At 50.1% G+C, this 22,892-nt stretch carries 21 protein-coding genes and 1 tRNA gene; 9 read left to right on the top strand and 13 right to left on the bottom strand.

Going from position 1 to position 22,892, the window contains the following annotated elements; all coding sequences use genetic code 11:
* Window positions 1-41: 41 nt before the first annotated feature.
* A complete protein-coding gene (locus H6G50_RS04640; RefSeq protein ID WP_199302705.1) occupies window positions 42-2,876 on the bottom strand; it encodes a response regulator in 2,835 nt (944 codons plus the stop codon).
* A 148-nt stretch (window positions 2,877-3,024) separates the two neighbouring features.
* Between H6G50_RS04640 and H6G50_RS24365 the strand changes: the two genes are divergently transcribed.
* A complete protein-coding gene (locus tag H6G50_RS24365; RefSeq protein ID WP_277882661.1) occupies window positions 3,025-3,147 on the top strand; it encodes a hypothetical protein in 123 nt (40 codons plus the stop codon).
* Between the two features lie 179 nt (window positions 3,148-3,326).
* On the opposite strand, the gene H6G50_RS04645 is transcribed toward H6G50_RS24365, so the two are convergent.
* Window positions 3,327-4,151 (bottom strand): fatty acid desaturase, encoded by an 825-nt coding sequence (locus tag H6G50_RS04645; protein WP_190713756.1) that lies wholly within the window; start codon window positions 4,149-4,151, stop codon window positions 3,327-3,329.
* A gap of 149 nt (window positions 4,152-4,300) precedes the next feature.
* Here H6G50_RS04645 and H6G50_RS04650 point away from each other — a divergent pair, with 149 nt between their 5' ends.
* On the top strand, window positions 4,301-5,530 hold the full coding sequence (locus H6G50_RS04650; protein WP_190713758.1) for a TetR family transcriptional regulator: 1,230 nt from the start codon (window positions 4,301-4,303) through the stop codon (window positions 5,528-5,530).
* A gap of 266 nt (window positions 5,531-5,796) precedes the next feature.
* Window positions 5,797-6,876 carry a two-component regulator propeller domain-containing protein gene (locus H6G50_RS04655; RefSeq protein WP_190713760.1) on the top strand — a complete coding sequence of 360 codons (1,080 nt, stop codon included), beginning with the start codon at window positions 5,797-5,799 and terminating at the stop codon, window positions 6,874-6,876.
* Window positions 6,877-6,883: 7 nt separating this feature from the next.
* Here H6G50_RS04655 and nusB read toward each other — a convergent pair whose 3' ends face one another.
* From nusB to H6G50_RS04705, 10 genes are all read right to left on the bottom strand, one after another.
* Window positions 6,884-7,519, bottom strand: a complete 636-nt coding sequence (gene nusB, locus H6G50_RS04660; RefSeq protein ID WP_190713762.1) for a transcription antitermination factor NusB — start codon at window positions 7,517-7,519, stop codon at window positions 6,884-6,886.
* 168 nt (window positions 7,520-7,687) lie between these two features.
* Window positions 7,688-8,755, bottom strand: a complete 1,068-nt coding sequence (locus H6G50_RS04665) for an LOG family protein (RefSeq protein ID WP_190713763.1) — start codon at window positions 8,753-8,755, stop codon at window positions 7,688-7,690.
* A gap of 170 nt (window positions 8,756-8,925) precedes the next feature.
* Window positions 8,926-9,243 (bottom strand): thioredoxin, encoded by a 318-nt coding sequence (gene trxA / locus H6G50_RS04670; protein ID WP_190713764.1) that lies wholly within the window; start codon window positions 9,241-9,243, stop codon window positions 8,926-8,928.
* 248 nt (window positions 9,244-9,491) lie between these two features.
* Window positions 9,492-10,196, bottom strand: a complete 705-nt coding sequence (locus H6G50_RS04675) for a hypothetical protein (RefSeq protein WP_190713765.1) — start codon at window positions 10,194-10,196, stop codon at window positions 9,492-9,494.
* Window positions 10,197-10,364: 168 nt separating this feature from the next.
* Window positions 10,365-11,705 carry a TrkH family potassium uptake protein gene (locus tag H6G50_RS04680; protein ID WP_190713766.1) on the bottom strand — a complete coding sequence of 447 codons (1,341 nt, stop codon included), beginning with the start codon at window positions 11,703-11,705 and terminating at the stop codon, window positions 10,365-10,367.
* Window positions 11,706-12,012: 307 nt separating this feature from the next.
* Window positions 12,013-13,002: a 30S ribosomal protein S1 gene (locus H6G50_RS04685; protein ID WP_190713767.1), complete on the bottom strand. Its 990-nt coding sequence runs from the start codon at window positions 13,000-13,002 to the stop codon at window positions 12,013-12,015.
* Window positions 13,003-13,201: 199 nt separating this feature from the next.
* Window positions 13,202-13,756: a transcriptional regulator NrdR gene (nrdR, locus tag H6G50_RS04690; protein ID WP_190713769.1), complete on the bottom strand. Its 555-nt coding sequence runs from the start codon at window positions 13,754-13,756 to the stop codon at window positions 13,202-13,204.
* Window positions 13,757-13,938: 182 nt separating this feature from the next.
* On the bottom strand, window positions 13,939-14,037 hold the full coding sequence (locus H6G50_RS04695; protein WP_190713771.1) for a photosystem II reaction center protein T: 99 nt from the start codon (window positions 14,035-14,037) through the stop codon (window positions 13,939-13,941).
* 300 nt (window positions 14,038-14,337) lie between these two features.
* Window positions 14,338-15,861: a photosystem II chlorophyll-binding protein CP47 gene (psbB, locus tag H6G50_RS04700; RefSeq protein WP_190713773.1), complete on the bottom strand. Its 1,524-nt coding sequence runs from the start codon at window positions 15,859-15,861 to the stop codon at window positions 14,338-14,340.
* Between the two features lie 348 nt (window positions 15,862-16,209).
* Window positions 16,210-16,521, bottom strand: a complete 312-nt coding sequence (locus H6G50_RS04705) for a hypothetical protein (protein WP_190713775.1) — start codon at window positions 16,519-16,521, stop codon at window positions 16,210-16,212.
* Window positions 16,522-16,623: 102 nt separating this feature from the next.
* On the opposite strand from H6G50_RS04705, the gene H6G50_RS04710 reads away from it, so the two are divergent.
* Together H6G50_RS04710 and H6G50_RS04715 are read left to right on the top strand one after the other, a co-directional pair.
* The gene (locus H6G50_RS04710; RefSeq protein ID WP_190713777.1) at window positions 16,624-17,877 is read left to right on the top strand and encodes an inorganic phosphate transporter; all 1,254 of its coding nucleotides are present in this window, start codon (window positions 16,624-16,626) and stop codon (window positions 17,875-17,877) included.
* Between the two features lie 266 nt (window positions 17,878-18,143).
* Window positions 18,144-19,829, top strand: a complete 1,686-nt coding sequence (locus H6G50_RS04715; RefSeq protein ID WP_190713778.1) for a DMT family transporter — start codon at window positions 18,144-18,146, stop codon at window positions 19,827-19,829.
* Between the two features lie 63 nt (window positions 19,830-19,892).
* Here the strand turns inward: H6G50_RS04715 and H6G50_RS04720 are convergent.
* A tRNA-Ser gene (locus H6G50_RS04720) sits at window positions 19,893-19,979 on the bottom strand.
* A gap of 88 nt (window positions 19,980-20,067) precedes the next feature.
* Here H6G50_RS04720 and H6G50_RS04725 point away from each other — a divergent pair.
* The 4 genes from H6G50_RS04725 to H6G50_RS04740 all read left to right on the top strand — a co-directional run bounded on the left by H6G50_RS04725 (window position 20,068) and on the right by H6G50_RS04740 (window position 22,886).
* Window positions 20,068-20,436: a 2Fe-2S iron-sulfur cluster-binding protein gene (locus tag H6G50_RS04725; protein ID WP_190713781.1), complete on the top strand. Its 369-nt coding sequence runs from the start codon at window positions 20,068-20,070 to the stop codon at window positions 20,434-20,436.
* Complete coding sequence (locus H6G50_RS04730) at window positions 20,426-21,007, top strand: thermonuclease family protein (RefSeq protein ID WP_190714128.1); 582 nt, start codon at window positions 20,426-20,428, stop codon at window positions 21,005-21,007. Before H6G50_RS04725 ends, H6G50_RS04730 begins: the two co-directional genes overlap by 11 nt.
* A complete protein-coding gene (locus H6G50_RS04735) occupies window positions 21,004-21,831 on the top strand; it encodes an inositol monophosphatase family protein (RefSeq protein ID WP_190713783.1) in 828 nt (275 codons plus the stop codon). The genes H6G50_RS04730 and H6G50_RS04735 overlap by 4 nt, the downstream gene beginning before the upstream one ends.
* A gap of 95 nt (window positions 21,832-21,926) precedes the next feature.
* A complete protein-coding gene (locus H6G50_RS04740) occupies window positions 21,927-22,886 on the top strand; it encodes a J domain-containing protein (RefSeq protein WP_190713785.1) in 960 nt (319 codons plus the stop codon).
* Window positions 22,887-22,892 lie beyond the last annotated feature (6 nt).

Genomic DNA, 22,892 nt, shown 5'->3' on the forward strand with positions numbered 1-22,892 from the left:
TTTGTCAATAAGTAGATATTACTAAGGAAACACTTTTATTTTTAAGGTTGATTTTCCTGGCGGTTGGTAATCAGGTTCAAGAGCTTCTCATACTCAAAATTATCGAGAGATTGCGCGATCGCGCGTTCTAAGGTAGGGTTGCGATCGCGCAACGCTTCGAGTAAGGGTGGGAAAAGGTCGGAGTCGCCAGCCAAAAGCGCATACTTGAAATCCTCAATCCAGGCAGTAGGAAGAGCATCTATCTCATGCGCTGTCGGTTGAGACACATCGATTTGCAAGAAGTTCGATTCATCTTTATCATAAAGATAACGCACGCCAATATGCTTATTAATCGCCGCAAAAATTTCGGACTCGCGAAATGGCTTGTGCAAAAAATCGTCGCACCCTACAGAAATCGTCACCGCGCGTTCCTCCTCCAAAACGCTTGCTGTCAAGGCAATAATCGCTGTGGCATTTCCTTTTACAGTTCGTTTAATCTGCTGAGTTGCTTCGTAACCATCCATTACCGGCATTCTCATATCCATAAAAATTAAATGAGGTTCCCAAGCATCCCAAACTTCAATCGCTTCTCGACCATTAGCTGCTTCATTCACCGCAAAACCGAGCGGCTCGAGCAACTTAACGAGTAATTGGCGATTTAAAGCTTTATCATCCACCACTAAGATGCGATAGTTCGGTTGGTTGGGGGCGAGGGCGGTAACGCGGCGCTGGGGCTGTTGGCTGGGGATATCGCTAGCACTCACAACCAATGCTTGAATCGTAAATTCAAAGATCGTATCTTGCGCCCGGTTTGCTGTTGCTGCTGGTTCGAGCGCGAGAACTTGACCTGTAGGCTGTAGGACATAACCCTGACTACTCGCGGTTATCTCTCCACCCATCATTTGCACGAATTTACGACTGATAGGCAGCCCTAATCCCGTTCCTTCTTGCGCTTGCTGCCCCGTTTCTGTCTGTATGAAGGCTTCAAACAGTTGCTCCATTTCTGCTGGCGCAATCCCCGAACCCGTATCTCGAACTGCAAAATGGAAGGTAGTTTTTGGATTTTCATCGGCGAGGGAGGGGGACGAAGGCAGAGTAGAAACGTATAGGGATACGCCGCCTTCTTGCGTAAATTTGAGCGCGTTGTTCAGCAAATTGATTAAAATCTGCCGCAGTTTCATGGAATCGGCGTACAGATAGCGGGGGAGGTCGGGAGATAGCTCAAAAATGAGTTGCAGCCCTTTCTCATTCGCTTTCAGATGGAACATTTCTTCGAGGGTCTCGAGCAATTCGTAGAGGTCAAAGTTGACTTCATTCAAGGTAGTCCGTCCGGCTTCGATTTTGGAGAGATCCAAAACTTGATTGATCAGCGCGAGGAGATGTTCGCCGCTGCGATAGACAATTTGAAGATGTTCGCGCTGTTCGGCGGCAAAATTGCCGTTACGAACCAGCAGTTGAGTGAAACCGAGAATTGCGTTGAGGGGGGTACGCAATTCATGACTCATGTTTGCAAGGAAAGAACTTTTGGCTTGATTGGCAACTTCGGCTTTTTCCTTGGCTTCGGCAAGTTGAGCCGTGCGTTCGTCAACGCGCTGTTCTAAGGTGTGAAAAGATTCTTGAAGTTGTTCGGCCATGCTGTTGAAGGATTGGGCTAATTGTCCCACTTCGTCGGCGCGATCGGCTCGCACTTTATTGTCCCATCGACCTTTAGCAATTTCTTTGGCGGCATCATTCAACCGTCGAATCGGTCGGATAATCCAGCTAGAAGTTATTAGCCCGAGTAATAAGGCGAATAGAGCGGCAGCAATACACAAAAGCAAGGTATGAGCGTTATTTTTTTCGATCTGTCCCATAAAGCTGGCTTCCGGCACGACCATAACAATCAGCCAGTCGAGACCATATTCGTCTTTCCAGGGCTGTACTCTGACGTATTGGGTTTTGCCCTGATAATCGAATTTTGAAAGGCCGGAGGTTTCAATCTCGTCGAAGTTACCGTTTTTGGCGAGCAAATACTGGGTTGCGGCGCGCAGCAGGGGATCTTCACTGTCGATTGCTTTCAGCGGGCTGGGGTTATTTTGATGAGATGGATAGAGTTTTTCATCGCGCGAGGAAGCGATGAGGATGCCGTTGCGATCGACAATAACGATTTTGTAGGTGTCTTTGAAGTCGATTTGTTGTAAGAAATCATCAAGGGTTGAGGTTGCGATACTAACGCCGATTTCGCCTATCGATTTATCACTTCTGTTTTGGAGGGGACGAAGGGCGGTTAGGGAGAGGATTCCTTCTCCTTTACTGTAACTTAGATAAATGTTGCTCCAAATTGGTTTGTTGGCGGTGATGGCTTGTCGATACCAAACTTCACTGCGAGGATTGCGCGAGTAGACAGAGGAATCGAGCTTGCTCTGACGGTCTTGGGAGTCTCGGATAAAGTTACGCTGTTGCCAGTTAGTACGAGAGGAAATTTCGCTGATGGAGAGTCGTTTGTTTTGGAGGTCTTCTTTACTGTTGTACCCCACGCCGATATATTCTCCGGTTTCGAGTCCGTAGTTAATGTAGCTGACGGTGGACTCTTTGGCGGAGTACCAAAGAAAATGTTCGATCGCATCTAAGTCTGTGGCTTCTATGAACTCGAAATTAATGAGGTTTGCGATATCATGCGCAATGTGATGCGGCTCGGTCAGATGGTTGGTGAGGTGGTCTTCGACACGCTTGCTCGATTCTTCTAGCAAGCGGTTAGCGAGACTGTTAACGGCTTGCTGGCTGTTTCTAAATGAGAGATAGCTGACTAAACCAACGGCAGTGATGATTTGAAGGACGAAGGGGATAATGAGAACGGTGCGGAGAGGAACTCGCTTGAGGATTGAAGTTGCAATGCGAGCGATCGCTGTGAGAGGCATGGGATCGTTGTGCTGTTCTTAATATTTCTACTATCACCGAGAATTTGACTTCTGACACCGCTTAATATCACCAATTTTGTAAGACGCAGGAACAGTGTTAAGTAGATTTGCGTAGATGTCCCAGTTTTAAAGGGTCGGCGCGCTTGCCTTGATTTTACTGCTGGCTCCCGGTTGTCCGAGAGATGCGATCGCGGTTCCTCATGTTTTAAGCGGCTCGGTGAACCAAGAATCCCCTCTCCGACTGGCTGGGGAGTATCAATATAAACGTTGAAGGGTTCTAGAAACGAAAAATCTCCGCACTTCTAGCGCGGAGAGTCTCAACTTGATATATCACTTCTGACTGGGGAATATAAATTTCTAAACGCACAAAAGTCTGGGTTGGTGGATGCTGCCCGCTCTGCCGAATTGGCTACTGGAAGAGCGATGCCAACTGCGGTTCTAAAAATACGTTTAAAGAACGACTTTTTTCGCTAAACCTAGGGCGCGCAAGACTTGAATCGACCACCAAGTTATGTCGATTTCCCACCATTGTTGTCCGGCTTTGGCAACGCGAGGATGGGCATGATGGTTGTTATGCCAACCTTCGCCATAAGTAAGCAGCGCTGCCCACCAGAGGTTGCGAGAACCGTCTTCAACTTCAAAGGTGCGATAGCCTCGCATATGCGTTGCGGAGTTAATCAGCCAGGTGCTATGCCAGAGAACGACGGCGCGCACGAACATTCCGTAGACGACAAAAGGCCAGCCGCCGATCGCGTAGAGTAGTATCCCTAGCGGGAGTTGCAGCCAGAAAAAGTTACGATTGAGCCAGCGATAGTAAGGATCTCGGTCTAAATCGGGCGCATATTTTTTGTAGAATTCATAGTTGAAGAATTCATCGCGCGGGTAAAGCATCCAGAGCATATGGCTCCACCAAAAACCTTTACTGGCGGCGTAGGGATCTTTTTCGGCATCTTCGGTATGGGCGTGATGCAAGCGGTGTCCGGCAACCCAAAAGATCGGTCCGCCTTGTAGGGCCATCGCGCCAATCGTCGTAATAACGTACTCTAAGGGTTTGGGAACTTGAAAGCTGCGATGGCTGAGCAATCGGTGATAGCCCAAACAGATGCCAATGCTACCGAGAAACCAGTGAAGCAAGAGCGCCACTCCTAGCGCTTTCCAGGTAAAGAAGAAGGGCGCAAGACCGAACGCTAAGAGGTGGATGGCAGCAAAAAATATCAAACTGATCCAGGAAAGCTTCAAGGGTTGGCTCTCGGACGCGATCGCGGGTGATGTCATGTTCGCTAAATGAGATATCTGTTTGTTCGCGGGCTGCCAACGATAAAGGGCTTTGAATCGTCGTTGCCCGTTTGTGCAAGTAACACTTACATTTTTTACAATAGCAGAGAAGCAAACGGCAATGCAAGTAACGCTTGCATGGGGAAATTATGCCAAATCGACAAAAATCAACCCGAATTCGCCTGATTCAGGCAGCTTTAGAATTATTTGCTTCCAAGGGAATTACAGAGACGACGACGAAGGCGGTGGCAGAGCGAGCGCAGGTGAATGAAGTCACGCTGTTTCGTCATTTTGGGAATAAGCAGGGCTTACTGTTAGCGGTGTTGGAAGAGACGGAGGCACTAGCGCGTTCGGACGAACCGGCGTACCGAGAAGCGGCTCGCGAGCGGGGCAGTTTGGCTGAGGCTTTTGAAGAGATGGCAGAGTTTCGCTTGCAGAGTTTGGAGCGCGTTCCGGAGTTGGTGCGATCGCTGATTGGGGAAGCCGGACAGTCGCCGGAGGAAACCCGGCAAGCATTAGGGCGGCGCTTGACGGAGGGGAACCGTTATGTGGCGAACTATTTCGCGAGCGTCTTGGAGCGAGTGGATTGTGCGAATACGCTGCCGTTAGAAACGCTGGCGAGTTTATTCAATACGGTGTTGTTGGGATATTTTTTAGTCGAGTCTACGAGCGAAGGACATCAATTGTGGCGGGGACGAGAGGAGGCGATCGCGAGTATCGTGCAATTATTCTTACACGGTGCGATCGCATCGCGATCGCGCCACGACTTGGAGCGGACTTCCAAACCCTCTGCCCTAACAACCGTCTCGGAATTGCCAAGCACTTTAGTCCATACCCTACTGCAACGAGCCAGAAAGCGATCGCGCAACGATTATGCTTGGATGTACGTGCTGTTTGCTGCCGGACTCTCGCCGGAAGAAATCGCCAGTTTGACGCGCTCGCACTTAATCCGCGAACCGCACCAATGCGTGTTACAAGTTAACCTCAAGCGCCCGCGCCAAGTTCCCCTCGATCGCGGAATTCTCGGCAAACGCTACGGTTCCAACGCCAACAATCCCTTAACCCAGTGGCTCAAAAGCCGCAAAGATAGCGAAACCGCTCTCTTTCTCAATGAAGCGGGACAACCGCTCTCAGCCGTTGAATTGCGTCACAAATGGCAAGTTCTCACCTCAGAATTGCTCGCTCCTGACGGTTATCCGCCGAGAATAGAACAAGCGCGACAAACTTGGTGTCTCGATATGCTCGCCAAAGGAATCGATTTAGAAGATTTGAGTATCTTAAGCGGACTTACCCTCGAGCAATTGCAACCCTATCTACGGCGGGCCAGAGAAAAAGCTGCAATTGAGCGTGCCAGTCGTTTGGGACGATCGGAAATTTGAATGATGAATTATGAATGACGAATTCCGAACGCTAAGCGATCGATTAAGCTTGAGATCGATCGCAATTCGCTAAGATTGGTGCTTGGAACTCAAAACTGCACTCTATAAATTTTCAAGTTATAGCGTTACCTGTCCAATAATGAGCAGCACTAAAAGCTGAAAGTCTTGATTGGTGGGCGCTACCCACCCTACCGAACGTCCTAACTTATGGGTAGTGCTATATATTTCATTATCAATTATCAATTGTCAATTATCAATTATTTCCCATGATTTCCCTGACAACGCGCCTCGGTTTAATCTTCTGCACTGCCCTACTGGGTTGGATTGCGCCGCAGCCCCAACTTTCCGCCCAAGAGTTACCCGAACCGGGAGAATACGCTCCTCGCTTCCCTAACGACGCACCGCCGCCGCCTAACACCCCGCTTCCCCCCGAACGCCGCCTTAACGACAACCTCGCTCCAGAAAAAGATTTCCGCGTTACCGCGCTGCAAAGAGATTATCAACAGGCGCTTTGGGTGGGTTCTTGGCTGGGACTCACGCGCATCGATCCCAACACGGGTAAGATTTTAGCCCGGGTTGCGCTGCCGAACTATACGATTGGCGCGATCGCAGAAGATAAAGTCGGGCGAATTTGGGTGGGGACTTATGAAGGAATTGTCCGCGTCGATCCTCGCAGCAATGAAGTAACGGCGCAAAATTTTGCTTTACCCTCGAATCGGATTCTGTCGTTAGCGATCGATCGCCGGGGTTATTTATGGGTGGGAACCGATCGCGGTTTATCGTTAATCAGTCCCGATGAAGGCTTGTTAATGACTACGGTGCAAGCGCTTCCCGGTATCAGCGCTAACGCTTTAACCCTTGACAAAGACGGTCAGTTATGGGTGGGAACGCTGCAAGGATTGGCGCGCATCGATACGGCGAGCGCTTACCCCATCGGGCGCATTAGCGAGGTTCCGGGCGGAGTCGTCCAAACCCTTACTGTCGCGCCGGACGGTCAATTATGGGTGGGAACGCCGAATAGTTTGCTCGTTATCGATCCCGACACGCGAGAAATTTTGCGATCGGTTACGCCGATGCGCGGTTTGAATGTCACTTCCGTGCGCTTTGCGGAAGATAAGACGGTTTGGGTGGGAACGACGAACGGACTGTGGCAGTTGCGTGCGGAAACCGGAGCGGTTCTGGGGGAAGTTCCCAATTTACCTTCGAGCGAAATCCTCTCGCTTTCCCCGGATACGGGCAATAAACTGTGGGTGGGAACAAAAGAAGGATTGGCGTGGGTGAGTTTAACTTCGGGGCGCGTTCGTCCGCATTTTGCCTTTACGCGCAGCGGACCAACCGATTTTTAAAAGGTTTTCAAGAAGCTTCTTCTTTTAAGATATTGCTGACTCGCCGCAATACGCCGTTAATAAAGCGATGTCCTTCTTCGTCGGAATATCGTTTGGCGAGTTCGACGGCTTCGTTAATGGCGACTTGTTCGGGCAGTTCAAAAAACCAGATTTCGGCAACCGCAATCGAAAGGATATCGCGATCGATGCGCGATAGGCGATCGAACTGCCAGTCTACTAATGCTTTGCCGAGGAGTTCTTCGATTTCGCCTTTGCGACGACTAATGGCACCAATGAGATCGAGCGCGTATTTCCGAACTTCTTGGCGCTCTGCAAGTTGAATGAATTCGGGCAATTCAACGGTAGTCCCCAAGCGGTTGATAGCGGTTTGCGTCAGTTCGATCGCTTCTTTCACCATTGCTTTAGCGCTTTGCAAGTCGCTGGCGCGGGTTTCGCTGGCAAGGATGCGATCGCTACTGCGTCGAACTTCGGCTGCTGCTGTTTCCAATACGTCGTTAATTTCTGTCGTCAACGTTCTAATCGCAGCGACGACGAGATCGTTCAATTGCTGGTGTTGCAATTGCTCGGAACTTCCTTTGATTTGGCTTAAACTCAGCAAAGCGAGTTCGCGGGAGATGCGGCGGGGTTGTTTGCGGGGCGGCATGGACAGTTTACAGTTATGAGTTTATTAGCAAGCGGGGTCAGTTATCAGTTATCGAATGACATCAGCTATTCATTTATTTATATATTTTATTGATATATTTATCTCTCATAACTCCTCATTCATAACTCATAACTCCTCATTCATAATTCATAACTCATAATTCATAACTCACTTCCGTTCTGGGTGTTCGGCTTCGGGGGGAACCGTTCCGAGTTGGTTGATGCGGCGAATCATTTGGGTGAGGCGAGCCGCATTTCGTTGATTGTACTCGAAGGCGAGACGCGGTAGGGCGAGCGTTTCGTCGTGCTTTTCTTGAGGGAAGGCTTGCGTTTTCTCGATTTTGCCGCGCCGCAGAATATCGCTAAATTCCTCATTTAACTGAGCGATCGCGCGATCGCTCAGTTCGTAGTTCAAACGAATAACGTACTGTTCGCCCACATAGCGACTCGAATGATAGACGCGGTAGAAGTCACCGATGATTTGACAGGCAACATCGAGATCGTGAGTAATCGCATACAAGCTGCGATCGTCTGGACTGACTAACCCTCGCTTCACTAAATGGCCGTGGATATATTCGTCCCACTCTTCCCAATAGCCCGTATCCGGTGCGGCAATTAAAACGACCGGAACCGGCCCGTAACGCCCGGTTTGGCAGAGTGTCAGCGCTTCAAACACTTCGTCAAGCGTGCCGAACCCGCCCGGAAAAACCGCGATCGCATCGCTCTCCCGCAGGAAAAACAACTTCCTCGTAAAGAAATATTTAAAATTAATCAGTTTTGGATCGTTTACGATGTGGGGATTGGCTCCTTGCTCAAAGGGCAGTTGAATATTAAGACCGAAAGACTGTTCTCGTCCCGCGCCTTGATTAGCTGCTTCCATAATGCCGCCGCCCGCCCCCGTAATCGCCATAAAGCCGTGTTGAACGACGCACCGAGCAAAAGCGGTGGCAAGTTGATACTCCGAATCGTGAGACGGCGTGCGCGCCGAGCCAAAAATCGTTACTTTGCGGATGTGGCGGTAGGAATAAAAAACTTTAAACGCACCCTCTAAATCTTCCATCGCCGCCGTCAAAATTTTCCAATCGAGGCGATCGACTTCTTCCCCCATTAAGCGGACTAAAACCGCGAGCGCCCGTTCGATTAAATTATTATGGACGTGCGCGGGCAAGCCTTGGCTCAGTTGGGCTAATTTGCTGGCAAGCGATTGAATTTCCGGTTCGGCAGGAAATGATGGCATAAAATTCTCTTTCTGACGACTGCTTCTCTACTCGTGAACCAAAGGCGCGATATTTTAAAGCGAGTTTGTATTAAGATCTATAGAAGAATTGAGCGGAGTCAACAAAAGTGCCTTGGCTCTAACAGCCAAGGCATCTGAACGTCGTTTCTTCATTGAAGAAACCGCCGAACCTATAGATATTTTTCTAACGTATTTGCCAAAGTGGTTTTAGGAACAGCCCCAACCACCATATCAACGCGCTGTCCGCCTTTAAAAATCATCAGCGTTGGAATGCTGCGAATCCCGTACTGGGTAGCTACAGTCGGGTTATCGTCCGTATTCAGTTTCACGACTTTAACGCGACCTTCATATTGCTGAGAAATTTCGTCAACAACAGGAGCGACCATCCGACAAGGACCGCACCAAGGGGCCCAAAAGTCAACTAAAACGGGTACATCGCTTTCTAGAACGTCTTCTTTAAAACTTGCATCTGTAACGCTAGCTGCCATATTTAATGAATCCTTACCTACTATTGTCCGAACTTATTGATGGAATTCTACCATAGCAAAAAGGCGCTCCCCTTTTGTAGTTAAGCTACAATCGGACATATTTAAAGTTGCTATTGCCTCAATAAGGAACCGCCCGAGCGAAGTCGGGCGGGTTGTGGTGTGAGGAGTGAACGGAAACGTTTGTCTCCGCTTCTTCTATTGTAAGGGACTCCTCTAGATTTCGCATTTTTTCTGTGAAAGGAAAGTTATTATGACCGATTGAGGATGCGACGGTCCAGCTTTTCAGCAAAATTACGCACCGCTAATGACTCTCCATCTTTAGCATAAAACACAGCAGCGACGGCTCCCACCTCGTCGCGACGGAACGGTATTAAATCGACGCGGAAGCTCTGACCTTGAAGCTTAAGTTCTAGCGTTACGCCCGTCGAGGCATTCGCGAGATTATTTTGCTCGGGCAGCACGGCTAAGTTACTGATTTCCAGGTCGCCGAGCGGAAAGGAGGCGAGCTTTTGCTGAATTGTTGCTAAAACCAGCTTTCGGACTTCAGGATTTTCAAGTTTTTTGAGGTTGGCATCGAATTCAGCTTGGGCGGTTGGAGTTTCAAGTTTGCTGGTGAACCCCATGACGATTTGAAAGTCCCTCGGGTTGACGAAAACCGCGAGGTTGTCGGGATTGAGATCTGCACCCCCCAGTTGTTGGCTAATGGCGCGCATTTGAGTGGCTAGTTGCGCGCGGAGGGCAGGCGGGAGTTCGGTAAAATTGTCAGGAACATCCTCTTCCATTAAGGTTAAGCTACTCGCCGTATTTTCACTCGCAAGCAGTTGGACTCGAGTGGCGGGCGCAACTTCCGCATGGACGGATTGCGCTAGTGACAGCGAGGAGAACAGGCTACTACTCAAAAGGCAAGCCGTTAAGAAGGAGAAAGAACGAGGGAGCAAAAGCTGTATTTTCATAACATTCGGATGAGTTGATGTGCGGAGTGAACCGAGAAGAAGGAGCAAGCGCTCGTACCTCGTCGATTGCATTTAATGACTTTATTAGAGGCGGAAGGATTTTAGCTCTACCGTCTGGGATAGTAGAAGGAATTTACTGTGCTGTGGTTCCCCCTCCTTCTTTTTGTTCTAGCCGACTAAAAGATTTTCTTCCGGATAGCGCAGCATTGTCGGACGCGGATCGCCTAAAATTGCAGACATTAGTAGCAATATGCCAACTCTGCCGACATACATTACACCTACTAAGGTCAGTTTTGCTCCAGCCGACAGCGCTGCGGTAATTCCTGTTGAGAGTCCAACCGTTCCAAAAGCAGAAACGACTTCAAAAAAGAGTTGCACGAACTCAAATTTATCTTCGGGTTCGGATAAAGATAGGGAAATTGTAGCGAGGACAATGACGACTGCCGAGCCAAAAACGACAGAAATTGCTTTTAAGATCAGCAGGTTCGGAACAGTACGACCATAAATTGTGACTTCATCTTTCCCTTGAAGGATTGAAGAAGTACAGTTGCCGATAATCCTAAATGTTGTGGTTTTAATGCCGCCGCCCGTACCGCTTGGACTCGCACCGATAAACATTAACGCGATCGTGATAAAGAGTCCGGCATAAGTCATCTTTCCGATATCAATCGTATTAAATCCCGCCGTTCTGCTGGTTACGGATTGAAACCAGGCTGCCATAATCTTGTCGAAGTTACTCAGGGGTTGGAGCGTTTCTGGGTTTTTCAATTCTGTAAAGAAAATCAGAATCGTTCCGACAATTAATAATAAGATGGTCGTACTCGTCGCAACTTTAAAGTTTAGAGAAAAAATATATTTTGCTTTCTTGCGTTTAAAAAAGGTGACTAACCAAACATAAAATTCAATAATAACCTGGTAGCCTATGCCGCCAAATATAATTAGTCCTGTAATTGTTAGGTTCACAATTACAGACGACCGATATTGAACTAAGTTATCGGACAATAAACCGAATCCGGCGTTATTCCAAGCACTAACGCTGTGAAATACGGACATCCACAATCCCTGATAAAAACCAAAATCTTTGACAAAAACGGTCATCAATAAGAAGATGCCAGTAAGTTCAAAGAGGAGGGTTGTGGCAATAACCGAGCGGATAATATTTCGACTGCCTTGAAGTAAGGGGCGATCGAAGGAATCTTGGATGGCAAGTTTATGTCTTAAGTCGAATTTACGACCGATCAGTAAAATTAAGAAGGTGGTCGTTGTCATGTATCCTAAACCGCCGATTTGAGCGAGTAGGGCAATAAATAATTGTCCCCAAAAGGAAAAATCTTTTCCCGTATCGACGACTGCTAATCCGGTGACGCAAACGGCAGAAGTTGAGGTAAATAAGGCGACGATTGGATCGTTCCATTCTCCCGTGCTGGTGGAAAAAGGCATCATTAACAGCAGCGCGCCTGTAAAAATGACCGCAATAAAACCCAAGCAAATTGTACGAGAGAGCGTCATGTCGCTTGGCTCCAATTCGTAATTGTTAATTCGTAATTTGTAATTAATACCCCCTGAATAAATTCAGGAGATTGGAATACAATGGTACGCATTTATGTATTTTCCATAACTGAAGTTAGTTGCTCTGAAACTCGAATGAATTAATTGTTAATTTTGTCCGTAATGCCGAATTAATCTATTTAATTAAATTCCGATAAAAAAACCTACGCATTCTAAATCTTTTGCGTAGGTTTTTTAAGAGATTAGCACTCAATCGATGCTTTTGTTGTTCGCGATCGCGAGTTAAGGGGCTAATCCCCTATTGACGTTATTCGTCTTCCGCCGTTGCATCGGGAATATCTTCCACTTCTTCTTCGGCGGTTTCAGAGAATCCGACCGGCTCAGCTTCGCCCTGCGCCTGTTGCAGGAGCTTTTGGCGATAGCGTTCTGCCATCTCTTCGGCTCTATCAAAAACCGTCGCCCGATTTTTAAGCATATCGCCAGCTTCAGGTTCGAGTTGCTTGGTAGACAGCGAAATCCGACCTCGTTCTGCGTCGAGATCGATAATCATCACCTTCAGTTCGTCGTTAACATTAAAGACGCTGTGAGGCGTATCGATATGATCGTGGGAAATTTCAGAGATGTGAAGCAATCCGCTCACGCCGCCAATATCGATGAATGCGCCGTAGGGTTTGATTCCTCGAACCATCCCGGTGACGACTTCGCCGACTTGCAGTCCATTCATCTTGCGCTCGACTAAGGCGCGACGATGGCTCAAAACGAGGCGGTTGCGATCTTCGTCTACTTCCAGGAATTTCAGCGGCAAATCTTGACCGACTAAATCTTCTTTCGCCTGACGGGTGCTGATATGGGAACCGGGGATAAAACCTCGTAATCCTTCGATCCGAACTAGCGCGCCGCCTCGGTTGGTAGCAAAGACGTTAGAACGCACCGTTGCATCTTCAGCCTGCAACTGACGAACTCTTTCCCAGGCCCGCAGATATTCGATGCGGCGGATAGAGAGCGTTAACTGTCCGTCTTCATTTTCGTCGGTCAGAATGAAAAATTCCCGCGTTTCTCCGGCTTGCAATACCTCGCTGGGATCGTCCACTCGGTTGATGGACATTTCTTGAATGGGGATGTAAGCAGCGGTTTTAGCGCCGATATCAATCAAGGCCCCTCGGGGTTCCATATTGAAAACGGTTCCCGGTACAATATCTCCCGGACTGAAATGATAGTCGTATTTATCTAGGAGTGCGGCGAAATCTTCGTGAGTAAAGCCAATGTTTCTAGTAGCGGTGGTGTTCTGACCGATCATGTGCGATAAATTTCCTATGTTTTATCTCCTTACTGAAGTTCTATAAGTTTAGGCTCACTGACCGGGTGTTCGAGCCAAGCGCAGTATCCCCATTTATAGAAAGCTTTCCCATTATACACGCTGGAGGAAAAGTCCACGATCGATTTAGCGGCTTGCCGGGAGGGGACAGGTCGCTGGGGAAGGGGCGCGCGATCGCGACCTAAAAGCCGATGGAGGAAGAAGGAATCGGCGAGGTTAGCGGTTCCGAGGCAAGCGATTCGGCGACAGGAGCATACCAATTACCGCTCATTTCAGCGCGATCGAGGCGATTTTGCAACTCTTCGAGGGTCTCGATAAAGTCTTTGATGCTCTGAAACTGCCGATAGACGGAGGCAAAGCGCACGTAGGCGACTTCGCTCCTACCGCGCAGCGCTTCAAGGACTAACTCGCCAATTTCTTGGGTCATTACTTCTCGTCCGACTTGCTGTTGGAGTTGAACCTCAATTTCGTCTACCAAGCTTTCGATCTGTTGGTGGGAGATTCCGGTTTTTTCGCAGGCCCGGACGATTCCTCGCAAGAGTTTGGAGCGATCGAAGGACTCCCGGCGATTGTCCCGTTTGATGACGGTAATGGGAACAAATTCAATGCGTTCGTAAGTTGTAAACCGATGCTTGCACTGCAAACATTCCCTGCGCCGTCGAATGCTCTGTCCGCCCTCAGTGGGGCGCGATTCTAGGACTCGGCTTTCCTTATGCTGGCATGAAGGACACTGCATGATAGTTCTTTGGCGAAGGCCCGGTTAGACGAGGGAGTAGCCTCGCTACAAAACAGCCTGAAAATCGAAAAGAAGCTCGAGCCGTTTTTGGGGCGCTTCTCGTGGAGAGAAAGCAAGCCCAAAAGACGACTCAGGCTTTTATTAAAGGCTTTAAATTAACGTTTTCGAGCTAAATTAAAGTTTTATTTTTTCTCGATGCGGGGGGGTTCGCGGAAGGCGATCGCAAAAAATAGCACGCCTAAAGCGCCAGCGATAACTAAAATGTAAGCAACACTTTCCATGTTTTAATTCCCTAATACTTTAATACTCTCTCTTCAAATTTTCCCGACGCACTTGGCTTAGCAACCGAGCGCCGGATAGGCTAGCCTCACGACTCAATTTGATTATACAGCAGTTTTGAGTGCGGCCTCGCTCCCAAACCGTTCTGACAGAATCAAAAATTAACATAAAGAAGCGATCGCTAAACTTCTACCCCCACAAAAAAGCCTTCGGACAAGGCAGAAGCAGCCGTTACAGCATCCCCTACTCATCCGAAGGCTAGATTATCCACGAACGGGTAATCTCTTTAAAGTCAAGCCAGCTTAAGCTTTGACGCGAGTGGTTTTGTCGCCGAGTTTAGCAAACAAACCCCATTCCACTTGTTCGTCGAGATCTTCAGGAACCCCAGCAAATACATCGCGGAAGAGGGTGCGCGTGCCGTGCCAGATATGTCCGAAGAAGAACAGCAGTGCAAAAACTGCGTGTCCGAAGGTGAACCAACCGCGAGGCGAGGTGCGGAATACCCCGTCAGCATTGGTGGTTGCGGTGTCGAACTCAAAGGGTTCGCCGAGTTGAGCTTGACGGGCGAATTTCTTCACCGTCGGCGCATCTTTAAAGGTTTGACCGTCTAATGCGCCACCGTAGAAGCTTACGGTTACGCCAGTTTGCTCGATACTGTATTTCGATTCAGCGCGTCGGAAGGGAATATCAGCGCGCACGACTCCTTCAGCATCGGTCATAACGACGGGGAAGGTTTCAAAGAAGTTGGGGATTCGACGGACGGTTAATTCGCGACCTTCTTTGTCTTTGAAAACCGGGTGTCCTTCCCAACCTTGAGGAATACCGTCGCCGTTAATCATCGGACCGACGCGGAATAAACCACCTTTGGCAGGGCTGTTACCCACGTAGTCGTAGAAAGCGAGTTTATCGGGAATATTCGACCAAGCTTGCGATGGCGTGCTGCCCGAAGCGATATCGGCTCGGACGCGACGCTGAATCTCTTGCTGGTAGTAGCCTTGATCCCACTGATAGCGGGTGGGGCCGAATAATTCAACGGGGGTGGCAGCGTTACCGTACCACATCGTGCCAGCGACAACGAAAGCTGCAAAGAAGACAGCCGCGATACTGCTAGCGAGAACGGTTTCAATATTCCCCATCCGCAGCGCGCGATACAGCCGTTCGGGAGGACGAACGGTGAGGTGGAATAAACCGGCGATAATGCCGACGATTCCGGCGGCGATGTGGTGCGCGACGATACCGCCCGGATTAAAGGGGTTAAACCCATCCGGGCCCCAAGCGGGCGCAACGGCTTCGACGTGACCGGTTAGCCCGTAAGCATCTGAAACCCACATCCCAGGTCCCCAAAGACCGGTGAGGTGGAAGGCTCCAAAGCCGAAACAGAGAAGACCGGATAAGAACAGGTGAATCCCAAACATTTTGGGCAGGTCGAGGGCGGGTTCGCCCGTGCGGGGGTCTCTGAAGAGCTCTAAATCCCAGTAAACCCAGTGCCAAACCGAGGCTAAGAATAAAAGACCGGCGAGGACGATATGGGCGATGGCAACGCCTTCAAATGACCAGTAACCCGGGTTGTTGTAAGGTTCGCCAGTGACGTTCCAACCGTTCCAAGAAGAGGTTACTCCCAAGCGAGCCATGAAGGGAAGAACGAACATCCCTTGCCGCCACATGGGATTGAGTACGGAATCGCTAGGGTTGAAGATTGCGAGTTCGTAAAGAGCCATCGAACCCGCCCAACCCGCAACGAGGCCGGTATGCATTAAGTGGACTGAAATCAGGCGACCTGGGTCATTCAGGACGACTGTATGGACTCTGTACCAAGGTAGTCCCATCGACTACGCTCCTCCTATCGAGAATTAATTTTTTACTAGGCGTTTTTTTTATCGCTCGGCTTGACTCTATCGCTCGCGCTCCGGGGATTTCCCGATGGAGTCGGCTCGAGCTTGCCCGAGTCGAGGATACTTTCAAACGATTAGATATTGAAGAAGTTTGACGATTCTCGCGGCTTAATGCCGGAGAATTGTGCTTCTGTTGAATTCCGCAACTTATCGAAGATAAGTCGATCGCGTTTCTTGCTTGGTTTATCCTACCACAAGCAAGCTCGACCTGAAGATCGCGTTTGATTCCCTTTGTGGCGGGAGTTGGGAGGGCGATTTTGGCTCGATCGCTCCCTTAACTTTTTACAGCGCGGGGGGACGAACGAGGGTTTCGGAACCGGCGATGCGAGCGATCGCGGCTTCAGCCACAATCAAGCGCTTGAGGACGACTTGACCGAAGGTATTTTCAGCCGCGCCGCCGAGGGGCGGTTTGACCTCGAGCATGAGAATGTTATCTTCAACTTGATACAGCCAAAGCGTTTCGCCTTGTTCGACAATGCCGACGTTGAGTTTCTGAATTTCCGGTCTGCGCCGCCAAACGCTTTCGTTCCAGAGTCCGCCGAATTCCCAGACTCGACCGACCGTCCAGCCATCGGATAAGAAAAAATATTTCACTCGAGTTGTTGGATCGATGTTAGTTTGAATGGATTCGCTCGCTCGTTGCTGTATTTTTGTTCTGTTTGCCGTTTGCGTCCCTGTTGCGAATCCCTGAATATTATGCCTGAGTTTCAATTAATTTTCGTCTCGATTTTGGCGCTCTTTGTAGCTTGGAATTTAGGAGCGAATGATGTTGCCAACTCGATGGGGACTTCGGTGGGGTCGAAGGCGCTGACGCTGCGGCAAGCGCTGACGCTGGCGGGGATTCTGGAGTTAACGGGCGCGATCGCGTTTGGGCAGGCGGTTTCGTCGGCTTTAGCGACAGAAATTGTCAATCCGGCGCTGTTTGAGGATTCCCCCCAAACGCTGTTGCTGGGGATGGTAGCGGTGATGATCTCCTGTGGAATTTGGTTGCAGGTGGCGACGCTACTGGGCTTGCCGGTGGCTTCGTCTCATGCGGTGGTTGGCGCGATCGCGGGGTTTAGTTGGGTGGCTGCCGGCCCGGGGGCAGTCCATTGGGGCGAGTTGGGACAAATTGCCTTGGGTTGGCTGCTGACTCCGATCGCAAGCGGTGCGGTGGCAGCATTGTTTTACGCGATCGCTCGCCGCTGGATTCTCGAGAGCGATCGCCCCCTCATTCAACTTCAAGAGTGGATTCCTTGGTTGAGTGCAATTTTATTTGCGATTTTTGGGGTCATTGTTTTTCCGACTCTCTTGACAAAAGCACCATTTTCTGAAATTGCTCTCCCGTCGCATTCCTTAGCTTTAGGCTTAGGAGGGATAGCGGCGGTGAGTTTTGCGGCGTTTAACTGGCGCGGGCTGCGTAAAGCAGCGGCAACCGGCGCAGAATCGGGAGAGGGAAACATCTTGGAAAAATCGTTTGGACGCTTTCAGGTGATGAGCGCTTGCTTTGTGGCCTTTGCCCACGGTTCTAACGATGTGGGAAATGCGATCGCGCCCCTAGCGGCGATCGCGTACATCTTACAAACGCAATCCGTCCCTCACCCGCCTCTTTCCATACCCTTATGGATTTTAGTTTTAGGCGGAATGGGTTTGGTGGCGGGTTTAGCCGTCCAAGGGAAGTCGGTGATCGCAACTGTGGGCGAACAAATTATCGCCCTGCAACCCAGCAGCGGCTTTTGTGCGGAACTAGCCACCGCAACCATTATTTTGCTGGCTTCGCGTTCGGCTTTACCCGTTTCCACCTCTCATGCCTTAGTCGGTGCGGTTGTGGGGATTGGCTTGCTGCGCGATCGCAAATCGGTACGTTTTTCGACCTTAAAATCGATCGCGCTGGCTTGGGCAATCACCTTGCCCGTTGCTGTAGGATTGAGCGCGATCGGCTTTATCGGACTGCGTGGGTTATTTTTATAAGCGATCGGCGTTGGCGATCGCGATAAAAGAGCGAACAAAGATTGTATGCTTTCAGCAGAGAACCCGGAAACCTCGAAGCATCTCCAAACGCGATTCGAGATTGTGTCTGATGGAATTCCTTAGCGCGATCTTAGAAGTACACCTTTCTTAAACAGGAAATTGACACATCCTACCCAACTCAGTTAGTAAAATTCCACGGATACTCCTAAAGAAAGTCGCACGGGAGTTAAGGCTTCGGTTAACTGGCAATCCTAAGTAGTAAGGCAATGGAGCAATTGGACAACCAACCGGAAAACAGTAATTCTAGCGATCGCGCGGCGGCAGAAAGCTTGCAAGACGTGGTTCGGGAGATGGAAAATCTCAAGACAACAGTCATTGCTCAACTCGCTCGGGAAATCGAGCAACTGCAAGCCAAAAAAGACCGCTTGCTTTCCGAAACCGAACAACTAGAAGCCAAGCGAGTCCAGCAACTCGAATGGCAGCAACAACTCGCCAGTCAAATTGCACCTGCGATCGCAGATCGCTTGCAAGATGCCTTGCGGCAACAACTCGATACAACATCGTCTCAGCATCGCGAACCCTTGCCCGCACTGCCGCCACTCGATGAATATAACGAAAATGCTTATCGCGCGATCGCGTCCCTCGACTCGACTTTAAGAGCCACCTTTCAAACCTTACAACAAGACTTAAGCAGTTACCAAAGCTACCTCGCCCAACAACTCGGTCAGATGCACAGCCTCGAGCAGCAGGGAACCACAATTCTCGAAGCGTTAGTCGAACGCTTGCGGCAAGAATTAGAAGCGAAAATGAGCGAACTGACTGCGGTTGCTCCCAATCCTACCCCGCTGCCTTTACCGCCTCCGCGTCCCCGCCCCGCGCTGCCGCCCGAAAACCTTACTCCCTCGGAACCACTTAGCCCGCCCGAACCCGTTCCCCAGCCGCCCGCCCCGATTCAAGTCTCCCGGGCGCAAGTCAGACAGGGATTGATTTTAATGGCGATCTCCTCGCTGGCTTTCTCGCTTCAAAATATAGTAGCGCGTACTATTTTTAAAGCCGAACCGTCCGAGATTTTGGGCGGGATACTGAAGTGGGGAAGTTACCTTTCGCCGACGGTGGGCAATGCCGTTTGGCTGCTGTTTGTGCGAATGTTTTTTGTGATGCTGGGAATGCTGTTTTTAGCAAGCGCTCTGTATCCCAAAACTTGGGCGGATCTCAAGCGTTTTTTGCAATCTAGCGATCGCAAAGTACAACTGCAAGTTTTTGGGAGCGGATTTTTGATATTCGTATCCCAGGTTTTAATTTACCTCGCTTTCGGTCGCCTAACGGCAGGCGTTACCGTCAGCATCTTCTTTATTTTTCCCATCCTTGTCCTCTTACTCCGGTGGCTATTTTTTAGAGAGCGACTTCGATTAATTCCCACTTGGGCAGCCGTAGGAGTATTAGCGGGAGTTGCGTTAATCGCCGCTGTCGGTTCGAGTTTCGGAGCGAGCGCCATCTCACTTTACGGTTTTTTAGCGGCTGCTGGTTCGGGAATCGCTTTTGCACTCTACGTTTTGCTGGTTCAAGCCAGCGCGAAACAACTCCATCCCATCCCGCTGAGCGCGCTCAATTTCTTAACCATCTTGATTTTTTCAGCGATAAGTTTACCTTTCGTACAGGGGAGCATGAATGGCGCGCCGCAAAAGCAGCCGGAAGTATGGATTGGGGCGTTAATTTTGGCGGGGCTAAGTCTGTTGAGCTACTTGGTTAATAATCTTGGGATTCCGTTGCTGGGTGCGGCGCGGGCTTCGACGTTTGACGCGCTAGTACCATTGTTAACCGCCGTTTTAGGAGGGTTGACAATGGGGGAAGGGGTGAGCCTACCGGAAGTATTGGGAATTGCGCTCGTGACGGCGGGCGTTGCGGCGGTACGGGCGGAGCGTTGGCTTTTTAAGCCCAAGTATCCCCGATAGGACGATACGGCGATCGTTAAGTATTAGGGAAGGGACGTTATCGATAACGTCCCTTCTTTGAAACGGAGAGGGAGGGATTCGAACCCTCGTTAAAGTTACCCCTAAACAGCATTTCCAGTGCTGCGCCTTCAACCGCTCGGCCACCTCTCCAGGTGTCGCGATTTACTATTATAGCAAACTTCGGACAGTTTTGTTCGCCTCTGACGAAAAATTGTCGGAACTGCCCTAAAATTAAGGTATGAAAACCTCTTACACGATAAAAATCCACGATCGCGCCCTGGGGGTAGAACATACCCTCGAAGTCGAACGCGATCGCTATATCCTCGCCTCGGCAGAAGACCAAGGCTACAAACTTCCCTTTTTGTGTCGCAATGGCGCTTGTACGACCTGTGCGGTGCGAGTGCTGAGCGGCGAAATCTACCAGCCGGAAGCGATGGGGCTTTCTGTCGAACTGCAACGACAAGGCTACGCCCTGCTGTGCGTGAGCTATCCGCGATCGGATCTCGTGGTCGAAACTCAAGATGAAGATGAAGTTTACGAGCTTCAGTTCGGGCGCTATTTCGGAAAAGGCAGAGTGCGCGTCGGTTTGCCCCTGGATGAAGATTGAGCGATCGCGACAACGGTTCTGCGGGCAACTCGCGATCGGGATTCTCATTATCATATTTATTGCATCTTGTCAAGCAAGTCCTCCCTCGCTCGGCACGCCCGTTACAATACAGCGCGTCGTCAGCGGGCAAACCGTAGAAGTAACCGCGAGCGGAAAGCAACCCGCCTTTCTCGAGCCAATTCGACTGGCTGGAATTTCTGCCCCCGACTTAGGGCAAAAACCGTGGGGAACGGAAGCACGAGAAGCTCTCAAAACCTGGCTTGGCGATCGCGCGACGGTAAAACTCGAAATTGTGGGAACCGATGCCTACAATCGGCGCTTAGCCTACGTCTGGCAGGACGGAAAATTGCTTAACGAAATCTTAGTCGAGCGGGGATATGCTTTAGCGCGAGGGCAAGATCGCTCTCAGTACCGCGATCGCCTAGAGCGCGCCCAAGACTATGCTAGAGTCATGGGTTACGGAATCTGGAACCCTGCCCAACCCCTGCGTCAAACCCCCGACGAATTTCGCAAGCTCAAAGCGCCCTCCCCACCCCGAACTGCAAAACCTCCCCAGAAACCCTTGCAATGACTCAAGAGCCGCAACAACTCCAAACCTTTCTCGAAATTGCCACCATCGCCGCCCAAGCTGCCGGAGCAGTCTTGCGAGACTGTCGGGGCAAACTGCAAAACATAGAAGAAAAGGGCGGCGGCGGCGATCTCGTCACCGAAGCCGACAAACAATCCGAAGCCGCCATTTTGCAAGTTTTAGGGCGGCACGTTCCCGAACACCGCATTCTCGCCGAAGAATCGGGAAAATTAGGCAACATTGACAGCGATTACCTGTGGGCGATCGATCCCCTCGACGGAACCACCAACTACGCTCACAACTACCCCGTTGCCTGCGTTTCCATCGCCCTACTCATTGCCGGAGAACCGCAAATCGGTGTCATTTACGATCCCTTCGCCGACGAGCTTTTTCAAGCCGCAACCGGATTAGGGGCAACCCTCAACCGCCGCCCGATCCGCGTTTCCCAAACTCAGAGCTTAGAAAAAAGTTTGCTCGCCAGCGGCTTTGCTTACGATCGCCGCGAAACCTCCGATAATAACTATGCCGAATTCTGCTATCTTACCCACTTAACCCAAGGCGTGCGGCGCGCCGGTTCTGCGGCGCTGGATCTAGCGGCTGTCGCTTGCGGGCGCTACGACGGGTATTGGGAACGAGGGATTAAAGCTTGGGATATTGCCGCCGGAGTCGTTTTAGTGCGAGAAGCGGGCGGCAAAGTTACCGCTTACGATGAAAGTCCTTTAAATATCGACTCCGGGCGGGTTCTGGCAACAAATGGCGGGATTCATTCTGCCCTTTCGCGCGCTCTAGCCGAAACTCCCGCGATCGCGCAATGGAGTAAACCTTAATTGGCCTATGAAAGTAGGAGCATTCCCGCTCGATCTAGGACATACTTATATTAATTAGCCTTAGCCTGCGATTACCACCATCAGACATTACCCCCATGTCTTTTTCTATCAAGCACGGACTATTTAAATACGATCTCATCGATCACTATGCCATTTTGGGAATGCCCATCGATTCGGATCCCAAACAAGTCAGAAAACAGTATCTCAAAATTGCTCGTAACTTGCATCCCGATACCCTAAAAGGGAAAAACGATGCGGAAAAGAAACAGGCGAGCGAATTTTTATCTAAACTCGTTAACCCCGCTTACGAACTGCTATCAAAACCCGCCACGGCGAGCGAGTACGAACTGGTTTTGAAGCAAACCGGAAAGCGCCTTGCCGGAGAATCGGGAAAAGTTGCCCTCGAGAGCGATATCGCCAAACAACTTGCAAAAACGCCGCCCGCAAGTCTCGATGCTTCCTATAAAAGTGCGATCAAACAAATCGCTTCGTCGCAGTACGAAAGTTTGGCTCATTGCATTGAAGCAACCGGGCAGTTAAGCGAACTCAATATGGTGTATTTGATTCGCAAACAAGGACAAGTTGCTCGCACGCCCGTCGGTTCAGTTGGGGCGGGCAATTCGAGTCAAGGCAGCAAAAAACCAGCCGATGCGCCGCCCCCGCCTCCGCCGAAGCAATCCTCTCCAGCAGAAGCTTATATCCGGCGCGCTCAAGAATATATTGAGAAGAAAAATTATGCCAAAGCACTATTAGAATTGCGGGATGGCATCAAACTCGAACCGAACAACAGCGCCGGTCATGCTTTACTAGGTTTGTGCTATCTCAAACAGAATCAAGCGACAATGGCTAAGATTCATATTAATAAAGCGCTGGCAGCCGATCCGAATAATCCCTTAGCCCTTCAAGGAAAACAAGCCTTAGATCGGCTTACGGGGGGGAATACAGCGGCGGCTCCGAAAACGCCTCCGAAAGCTCAAGAGAAACCGGCGGAAACGAAGGGTAAACAGCAGAGCGGCTTGTTTGGCGGGCTTTTTCGAGGCGATAAGAAAAAATAACGCCGC

This window comes from Oscillatoria sp. FACHB-1406 (genome assembly GCF_014698145.1).
Lineage (GTDB): Bacteria > Cyanobacteriota > Cyanobacteriia > Cyanobacteriales > Spirulinaceae > FACHB-1406.